The organism is Spirochaetia bacterium 38H-sp, assembly GCA_039023545.1.
GTDB lineage: Bacteria > Spirochaetota > Spirochaetia > Winmispirales > Winmispiraceae > Rarispira > Rarispira pelagica.
In genome coordinates, this window is record JBCHKQ010000002.1 from 454,340 (window position 1) to 464,086 (window position 9,747).

General features: G+C 40.1%; 8 protein-coding genes and 2 tRNA genes. 2 read left to right on the forward strand and 8 right to left on the reverse strand.

Annotation, left to right across the window (positions count from 1 at the left end; translation table 11 throughout):
- Position 1: 1 nt before the first annotated feature.
- The 7 genes from WKV44_05925 to WKV44_05955 form a co-directional block, all read right to left on the reverse strand.
- A complete protein-coding gene (locus WKV44_05925) occupies positions 2-553 on the reverse strand; it encodes a TetR/AcrR family transcriptional regulator (protein MEM5948075.1) in 552 nt (183 codons plus the stop codon).
- A complete protein-coding gene (locus WKV44_05930) occupies positions 554-3,820 on the reverse strand; it encodes an ATP-binding protein (GenBank protein MEM5948076.1) in 3,267 nt (1,088 codons plus the stop codon).
- Between the two features lie 89 nt (positions 3,821-3,909).
- A tRNA-Tyr gene (locus WKV44_05935) sits at positions 3,910-3,992 on the reverse strand.
- 9 nt (positions 3,993-4,001) lie between these two features.
- Positions 4,002-4,074: transfer RNA gene (locus tag WKV44_05940), tRNA-Thr, on the reverse strand.
- 76 nt (positions 4,075-4,150) lie between these two features.
- On the reverse strand, positions 4,151-4,690 hold the full coding sequence (cyaB, locus tag WKV44_05945) for a class IV adenylate cyclase (protein ID MEM5948077.1): 540 nt from the start codon (positions 4,688-4,690) through the stop codon (positions 4,151-4,153).
- A gap of 8 nt (positions 4,691-4,698) precedes the next feature.
- Positions 4,699-5,565: a formyltetrahydrofolate deformylase gene (gene purU, locus WKV44_05950; GenBank protein MEM5948078.1), complete on the reverse strand. Its 867-nt coding sequence runs from the start codon at positions 5,563-5,565 to the stop codon at positions 4,699-4,701.
- Positions 5,566-5,728: 163 nt separating this feature from the next.
- On the reverse strand, positions 5,729-6,112 hold the full coding sequence (locus WKV44_05955; GenBank protein ID MEM5948079.1) for an ankyrin repeat domain-containing protein: 384 nt from the start codon (positions 6,110-6,112) through the stop codon (positions 5,729-5,731).
- Positions 6,113-6,317: 205 nt separating this feature from the next.
- Between WKV44_05955 and crcB the strand changes: the two genes are divergently transcribed.
- Both crcB and WKV44_05965 read left to right on the forward strand, forming a co-directional pair.
- A complete protein-coding gene (crcB, locus tag WKV44_05960; protein MEM5948080.1) occupies positions 6,318-6,719 on the forward strand; it encodes a fluoride efflux transporter CrcB in 402 nt (133 codons plus the stop codon).
- An 8-nt stretch (positions 6,720-6,727) separates the two neighbouring features.
- Positions 6,728-7,051 carry a DUF190 domain-containing protein gene (locus WKV44_05965; GenBank protein MEM5948081.1) on the forward strand — a complete coding sequence of 108 codons (324 nt, stop codon included), beginning with the start codon at positions 6,728-6,730 and terminating at the stop codon, positions 7,049-7,051.
- Positions 7,052-7,227: 176 nt separating this feature from the next.
- Here the strand turns inward: WKV44_05965 and WKV44_05970 are convergent, their stop codons facing one another.
- A complete protein-coding gene (locus WKV44_05970; protein MEM5948082.1) occupies positions 7,228-9,693 on the reverse strand; it encodes a gliding motility-associated C-terminal domain-containing protein in 2,466 nt (821 codons plus the stop codon).
- Positions 9,694-9,747: the final 54 nt, after the last annotated feature.

Below are 9,747 nucleotides of genomic sequence, written 5' to 3' on the forward strand. Positions count from 1 at the left end.
ATTATTTTGTGATAAAAGAACTTATTTCTTTTATATATAACGGAGATACACCAAGAAGTTTCTCCAACAGCAATCCATCTATCATAGCCATAAGCATGGCAGAACGAATTTCCATGTCCTCTTTCTCTAGCAAAATTTTGGACAGCGCATCCTTTAGAATATTTCTCCATTTGCTATACTCCTGCACAAACCTTCTTCTAAGAGGTTCGTTACCACTTATTGCATCATGCAGGAGGTACAGGTGTACTGGACCTCGTGTGTTTCCTCTGAGAAGCAGGCTAAAGACTATCTTTATTATTTCTTCCGGAGGAGCATCGTCTTTTATCTTATCCACCCAGGAGATGATTTCCTCTGTTATTCTCTTTATATGTCTTTCTGTAAGGTCAAATATAAGATCGCTTTTTGTAGCATAATAATAATACAGAGTTCCCTTACTCATGCCCAATTCTTTTGCAATATCAGCAAGACTAGTGTTGGCAACCCCTTTTTTTCTTATAACCCTCACTGCAGAGTTGAGAATTCTATCTTTACTGTATTTTGCACTTTTACCCATTTATACTCTCCGCCAATTTTCCAACTCTCTTTTTAAAACATTTTCAAGTTCTGTTAAAGCCTCAATAAGAGAATCCAGAAGCCGCTCGGCTTCTTCTATATCTTTATCTTTACCGGCTTTTTCCAGTTCTTTTGCAATTGCCTCACAACGCTTTGCCCCTATATTTCCGCACACACCCTTAAGGCTGTGTCCAGCACGTGCTATCTCCGACATCTCAGAACTCCCCTTAAGTGCATCAAGCATAGTGATTTTGTCGGGAATTTTATTTACAAATGCGGACATAAACTCCGCAAGCATATTTCGATTACCCGCCATTCTGAGAAGAGCTTCTTTTTTATCAAAAACAGGTTCCATAGCTGTATCGTGCTTAGAAACATGAGCCTTGGCACTTGAGGATATAAAGCGCAAAGCGTTTTCCGCTTCTTCTCTGTTGTATTTTTCCCGGGCATCCCCATCCGCTACTGTATTTATTATACGAGCTATTTCATCCGCACTTACAGGCTTTAACAATATTCCGTTCATTCCTGCATCTTCCACCTTTTTCTTAACCTCAATAAGAGCATGTGCTGTCATAGCAAAAATAGGAATGCTGCATGCTTTATTCCCAGATACTCCAGATCTTATCGCCCGTGTACAAGAGAAACCATCCATATCCGGCATTTCTATATCCATAAAAATAAGGTCGACTCTTTCTGTTTTTAAAAACTCTATTGCAGCAGAGCCACTTTCTACACAATAGACAGAATGTCCCATTGCTTCTATGAGTTTCTCTGCAACAAGGGAGTTTAACTCATTATCTTCAACTACTAGTATACTTAGAACCCTAGAAGGAGTTTTTACAGATGATATTTTATCATATGTTTTTTCTATGACATCGGTATGTTTAAGTATGATCTTACAAGTAAAGGTACTCCCTCTTCCTAGCTGGCTTTTTGCAACAATAGTGCCCCTCATCATGGTGGCAAGCTTTCTTGATATGCTGAGCCCAAGCCCTGTTCCCCCATAGCGTCTCGTGATAGAAGAATCCGCCTGACTGAAAGGATCAAAAATAGAAGAAAGCTTTTCCTCTGCTATTCCAGAGCCTGTATCGGATATAGAGATTTCCAGCTCATAATCTTCTTCATACAGATGGGACAAATTAACAGAAAGTTCTATAAAGCCCGCATCGGTAAATTTTACAGCATTGCTTAGGAGGTTTACGATTATTTGCTGTATCCTCACGGGATCTCCCATATACCCTCTGGGCATGGACTCGGGAATATGCAGTCTCATATCGAGTCCTTTTTTTGCAGCCAGCGGTAAAAACATCTTCCATATTCTTTCTATAAGAGAAACCAAATCAAAACCTATATTTTCGAGCTCGATTCTTCCGGATTCTATTCTTGACATATCCAATATATCGTTTAACAAATCAAGAAGAGAAGATGCAGAGCTCTTTATTATATTTACAGACTCTTTAAACTCAGAAGGAGGATTGGACATAAGAAGAAGATCTGTCATTCCCAAAACCGCATTGAGAGGAGTTCTTATCTCATGACTCATGCTGGCAAGGAAAGCGCTCTTGGCAGCATTTGCCTCTTCTGCCTGTTTTTTTGCCTCCTCTGCTATTCTCTGAGCTTCTTTATATGCAGTTATATCCCTGGTTATAACTGCAACATGGGTTACACCCTCATCTTCAAAGTAGGGGTTATAAGAAACCTCAAGATCTCTCTCCCCCAGATTGCCAAAGGAAAACCTGTCTTGAATAACAATCAGTTTGCCGGAGAAAGCCTCTTCCAAAGGAGGTTTTATTCTATTAAAAAAAACATCATCTCCCCATAGTTCTCTGACCGGCTTACCAACAAATGCTTCTCTCGGCATGCCATATGCCTCGCAAAAAGAATCATTGACAGCCTCATAGATATAATCCTTACTTATAAGAGACATAAAATCATGTGCTGCATTTACAACAAATTTATAGCGTTCCAGTATATCCTGAGCATATCGTTGCGCCGTTATATCCTCAAGAAGCTGAATAACCCCCATAAGATTACCATCGGAATCTTTTTGCGGAGTGGCAATAACGGAAAACACGCGTTTTCCAAAGGCAGTGTTTCTTTCTATAACAGACTGATGTAAATTACCATCAGAGAGAACAGCAGATACCGGACAATCACTGCAGGGTCTATCCGTACCCTTCCCGCATATGCCAAAACAAGGAAGACCTTCTGTATCCCACGGGAAAAGAGGGAACCATTCTTCCATTTTTTTGTTGCGAGCCCTTACCTCATAATCGGTTCCCAAGAGCAGAATTCCAACCGTAATATTATTTATTACATCTCGATATCTTTTCTCGCTTTGAGTGAGAGCCTCCAGAGCACTCCTTTCTACCGTAACATCGGAAAAATAAAGAAGAGTGCCAATTTTCCTGGTTCTATCTTCTATAGATGTAACCTTGACATTAAAAAGAACAGAACCAAGCTGAAAATCAAAACTCTTTATTCCGGCTTCAACATTCATAAATATTGCGGAACCTGGAAAAACCGACTCTATTTCTTTTAGTTTCACCTCGTCCAGAGTAACAGCTGCCAGCCTTTCGCAGGAACGATTGATAAAACGGATTTTTCCGGAATTATCCAAAACAACAACAGGGTCAGGGATAGCATCAAAGATAAGCTCACGTGCAACAGGCAAAATATCATGTCTTGCACTGTGGAGCATAAGAACAAGAAGAGAGAACATGCCAACAACAAGACAAAGGGAGTACATGACAACAGACAAAAAAGGTGCAAGAGCAAAAGGAAATATAAGGGGCGAAGAAGATACGACTACAGAAAAAACTCTAAAGAATGCCCTGTTATCTGTATGCAGCATAAAGGCTGCACTTAGCCCGCTAAATATGGAAAATATTCCCACAATATATTTTGCTACAAGAAATATAGTTCTATCCGACATACCAATGAGCTCGGGAATAAAGAGAAACAACAGAATAACCACAAACGCTGCAATAGGGACAGCAAGTCTTCCTACATAGCTAAAATTATTCTTACAATATGAGTTTTCAAGTACTGCAAGAAACCATACCCATGGCAAAAATACAAAAGTAGAATACCACAATAAAGAACTTGCTGTCCTATCCGTAGCCACCTCCTGCCTGATAAGAAGCAAAAAAACCGTCACAAAAAGAACTGCACAAAAAACAGAAATAGATGCCCTACTTCTTACGGGAAGATAAAGAGATAAAAGCAGGACAAGAAAAGCAAGAAAAAAAACAATCCAGACAAGCATACATTATAGCATACAACAGAAACAGGCTTTTACTCAACAAAGGTACAGTAATATTTATGGCAAAAAAAAAGCTGCCATCAAGGCAGCTTTGGGGAGAGAAGGATTCGAACCTTCGAAGGCAAACGCCAGCAGATTTACAGTCTGCCCCCTTTGGCCACTCGGGAATCTCCCCACGCTCAGGAGCCAACTGTCGGACTCGAACCGACGACCCCGAGATTACAAGTCACGTGCTCTACCAGCTGAGCTAAGTTGGCTCGTTGCTTGGTGCTATGTGTATACCCTAAAAAAAAGGATATGTCAATACCTGAAATAAAATAAAATAAAAACAGGCTAATTTTTATCTTTACAAAGAAGCTCCAAATATGGTCTTTCTTCTATAGAGGAAGAAAGACCCATATCTTTCATAAAAGATATTATTTTGTTTTCTGCAAAAGAAACATTATCTTCATCCGTAACTATCTCAACTTCCAAAAACCAACCAAGATGTCCCACATTGCATAACTCTATACACATATCATCAGAGACATATTTCCAACCTTTTTTTTGTTTTGAACACAGAAAAGAGAAGCCCAGATAATCCAGAAACTGTTTAAATGAGATAATATCATCTACTGTAAATTCTATTTCTTTGTTTTTTTCCGTACCGTTTTCTATTGTTTTTTCTTTTGAAGTGCATGTCCATTTCTGATTTTCTCTTCTTAGCCGTACTTTTTTAGAATTTTTAAGGGAATTGTAATCATCACCAGAAACTATCCAGTAATATTGGTCTTCTTTATCTATTTCTATCCCTAAACCATATTTTTTATCAAGTACTCTTTTGATACTATCCGGCTCTTCTATTCTTGCTTTCTGCTCTACTTCCATACGCATAACAAATCCTAATCAAAGACTACAGTCCTGTTTCTAAAAACAAGAATCCTGTGGTCTATATGAAGCTTTAAAGCCCTGGAAAGAACGAGTTTTTCTATATCCCTTCCTTTTCTTATAAGGTCGGGTATACCATCCTTATGGCTGACTCTTACAACATCCTGTTCTATTATGGGACCTTCGTCCAAGTCTTCTGTTACATAGTGGCTTGTAGCTCCTATTATTTTTACACCTCTCTCAAAAGCCTTATGATAGGGCTTGGCACCTGCAAAAGCAGGTAAAAAACTATGATGTATATTGATAATCTTATTCCTAAACTCTTTTACAAACTCAGGAGAAAGAATTTGCATATATCTTGCAAGAACAACAAGATCAATATTGTTTTTCTTTAACAGTGATATTTCTTCTTTTTCAAGTTCTGTCTTATTCTCACGCTTAACCGGAAAATAATAAAATGGAATATCAAAGTATTCTGCAATAGGCTCGGCATCCTTATGATTACTTAGGATCATGGCGATATCCGCATCGATTTCTCCCTCTTTATTTCTAAGGAGTATGTCATACAAACAATGGTCAAACTTGGAAACAAATATTGCCATGCGTGTTTTTCTATCAGAAAACTCTATACGCCAGTCCATATTATACTTTATAGCAATAGGCTCAAAGGCCTGTGTGATCTTGTCTCTGGGAATATCAAAATCAGAAATGTCCCATGCAACACGCATAAAAAACGTATTGGTCTCAGAATCATTATGTTGATTGGAATCCGTTATATTACCGCCATATACTGATATAAAGTGTGTGACCTCGGCTACAATGCCTTTGGAATCTGGACAGGAAAACAAAAGTATTGCTCTGGGTATGTTCTTATCAGTCATAACCGGATTATATGAGGAAAAAACAAGTATGACAAGATAAAAAGACCGGAGATTACTCTCCGGGATTTTCTTTCTCTTTTTCTGTATATAATTTATCTATAAATTTTACTATTTTCCACTGCTCATTCTCAAGAGCAATATCACGCACACTTTTTTTTCTTTTCTAAGTCCTGGCCTCAATATCAGCACCATACTCAAGAAGCATTTTAAAAATATCAAAATGACCGTATTTAGCTGCAGTCATAAGAGGCGTCCAACCAAACTCGTTCTTATAATCAAAATCAGCACCATGCTCAATAAGATATCTGCATACCTCTATACGGTTATTCTCTACAGCATATCTTAAGGCTGTATATTCCTTTTTGTTCTTATAATCGATATCCGCTCCGTTCTCAACAAGAAGACTAACCTTCTCCAAATCTCCGTTTTCTGCAGCATACATAAGAGCTGTCTTACCCATAATATCCATAGAATCCACATTGCCACCTTCTTCTATAGCACGTGCAAGCTCCCCTGACGAACCTGTCTTTACAGCTTCAAGAACCATAGAACTGAAGGAAAAAAACAATAGAGAAACAACAACAAGAATAATAACTTACTTTTTCATAGCACAATTATACACTTACAAAAAAATGCTATCAAGCACGCAAGCATCTCATACCTTTAAAATACCCAGACAATATGATATAAGGCATAGAAAAACTCAGTAAAATGCGTATAATAATCAATATAAAATACAGCAAGGAATAACAATGACAAGACTCATAAGCATTGCACTTGTTGCAGCGGGCGGAGCATTGGGAGCACTCGCAAGATGGGGCGTATCCTCATGGGTATCCCAGCGCTTCTACGGAGCAATCCCGTGGGGCACATTTACCGTAAACACAATAGGCAGCTTTATCCTTGCGTTTCTTGCAATGAGCGCAGAAATAGGCCTCGTTTCCCCCCAGCTTAGAGTTTTTGCAGCCATAGGTTTTTTGGGAGCATTTACAACCTTTTCAACATTCAGTGTGGAGACACTAGGACTTATAAGACAGGGACAATATCTCAATGGCTTTATCAATATAGGAATACAAATCATAACAGGCTTGCTTTTTGCCTTCCTCGGACTTATTGCAGCAAGAGCACTATGGACAAGCCTATTAAAACACTAGGAGGCGTCATGAAAAAAATGACAAAACTCACAATCTACACAACAGAAGAATCCCGCTACCACAATACAAGTCTGGTGCATGCAATAACAGAAGAATCAAGAAAAAACAAGCTGGCAGGCTGTACAGTATACAAAGGTAGCCTTGGTTATGGGCAACACAGGCATATGCACGACATAAACATCCTTGCCCTATCGGAAAACCTGCCTGTAATAATAGACATCATAGACACACGCGAAAAAATCGATACAATCCTACCTTTTATACAGGATAACCTTAAAAACGGCATATATACACTGACTCAAGTGGAAGCCTTTATACCAGAAAATAAATAATAAAACAGACCGAACGTCGTCCCTGCGCCGTATATATCAAAAAAATAAAAGAAGGCGCAGGGACTCCTGCCTGCGGCAGGCATACAGTAAAGAAGAATCAGAGCTCAAAGCATATCTATAGGTACAAGAAAACATAAAAAGGGCATCCCTTACGGGATGCCCGTCCGATATAATTTTTATTTTTTACTCTTTTCTTCCAGCATAAACTCAACCCTTCTATTGACCCAACGCTTTTTTGTATCCGAGAAAGGAACAATTGGACGTTCACCACCAAGACCAGCTATCTTGAGTCTTGATGCATCAATACCGCGCTCTATAAGAGCTTTTCTTACAGCCTGGGCACGTGCTCTGGAAAGAGGTACAAGCACTTCTTTCTGCTCCACAGTAGCTCTTTCCCTATTATACCAAAGCAGAGATACCGCATGCCCTTCCAAAACAACATGATATTCTGGAAACTTCTTGAGCATAGCAGCAACAGCATCCAGGGTCTCAAGATTCTCTTTTCTGATATCAGCCGGTACTTTATTTGTATAATCCGCAGTAAAAGGCGCAAAGTGGATATCAGGTACACTTATGTATGCATCGTTGTTCTTTATCACTACAAAAACATCTGTAACAACATAGGCCGATACCTTGGCAATATTGCCACCATAATCCGTAACAGTAAGTACGGATGGGTAATCATGAGCCTGTTCTACCATATCATCATTATCAAAACGGCCGTCCCATTCTATAGAGGAAGGCACATCACCATTGCCTGAGAAGTCCTTGCTCCTGTTTTTATTGGTAACTACCAGAGTCCATGACTCTATACCTGTATTATCCTGTACCTCCGGAATAAGGGCTACTTTTTCATCTCTGCTGTCACCATCTGGAGAGAATGGTACTGGCTCTATGGATAAAGAAGCAACCGGGGGTACAGTATCCACCCAAACACTGGATTTTGCAGTTATCATCTTGTCCCCGTACCGTACACTTGCATCAAGCATATATTCGCCATCAGGAAGAGGAGGCAAATTGAGCTGTTTTGTAGAGAAAACGAACGGTAGACTGAGAGTTTCAATATCAAAATCTTTACTGCTTATGGTGTACTGTGTACCATCAGGAGCAGTTACAAGAATCTCTGCACTGTCAACAGGCAAGTCGGAATCTCCATCAAGGATTACCGTAAGGTCATCTCTTATACCATCGCCATTGGGAGAAAATCCGGGATGCTCCGTTATAATCTTTATCTCCGGTAAGGAATATGTAAGCTCAATATCGTTTATCTCTGCTATGCCAAGATTACCAGCATCATCGCGGGCATATACCTTATAGGTATAAAAACCTTCCGGAGCTTCCCCGCCTTCTGCTGTACGGCCGTCCCAGATAAAATCGCTGGTTCCATCTCTCCAGGTTTTGCTGTATATAAGCCCGCCTTCTTTGCTGCGTATCTCCGATGTCCAGGTAAGATCTTCTTCTGCTGCCTGCTCCACAACAAAGCTATCTCTAAAGCCGTCTCCATTGGGAGAGAACTTCTTATATCCATAATTGAGAAGAACTACAGGAGGCTTGGTATCAACAAGCAGCTCAAAACTGCTCTCAGCAACTGTACCTGTCTCGTATGTTGCACTAATATCAAAGGTATACTTTCCGTCAGGCAGGATATCTCCACCAATAATGCCGTTGAATATAACTGACTCCATAAACTCAGGAGTCTTATCATGGTAGATAACATTTCCTTTTTCATCAGTAACTGTTACTTCCAGCTCTGTTATTGTTCCCTGAGAGCGTTCTGCAACTGATATAACGGTATAATCGTTATTGCCGTCTCCATTGGGAGAAATTGCAGCAGGCTCTGCTATAACAGTAAAAAGCTTGCTTGAGGCATCCACCGTAACTTCTTGTGATGTAACCGAGAAGCTGTTCCCCGCAGCATCGGTTGCAGAAAGAGTAACAGTATATGTGCCATCAGGTATGATAGAGCCATCTTCCATTGTGCCGTCCCAGGTAAGAGTAGATGGCGCTGCATTTTCCAACCTGTACGTAAAGACATCCTGCTTGATTTCGTTGGTGACAGTTATCGTCCATTCTTCCTCTTCTGTCCCCGACATATAGGCCGTTATATAGTCGTTTTTCCCGTCTCCGTTGGGAGAAAAGATTGTATCCGATAGTCTTATTTCTGCAGAAGGCGGGGTATTATCAACAACTATAGTGAGAGATGATGTTGATGTCTGCTCAATATCATCCGTAACGGTTACATTACAGGTGTATGTACCGTCAGGGACATTGTTGCCGCTGCTGTCTTTACCATCCCAATCGATAGATGACGGGATGGTAACCGCGTCTTTCTTTTTGAAACCAAGAGCAATAAGGATGCCGTCAAAAAACCCGGGCTCAGGAAGCGGCTCGTTCTCCGCTGTCCAGACTATATTGCCCTGCTCGTCCTGGATTACAATCCTGTAACTGCGAAGGATTGTAGTTGCAGTAACTGTCAATGGGATTGTAACAGTATCTTGTACACCTTCCGAAACAGCGGGAGAGATGTATACCGTGTCTTCATCACCAAGGCTTATGCTCGGCGCCTGTTTTTCTCCGCCACCACCTGCCCAAATTGTAAAGCTGAGTACCAACATCAATGTTATGATAATTATTTTCTTCATGGGATCCCCCTTATGTGCTATTATATCAGCAGCTCATAAATAAAGACAAGCATT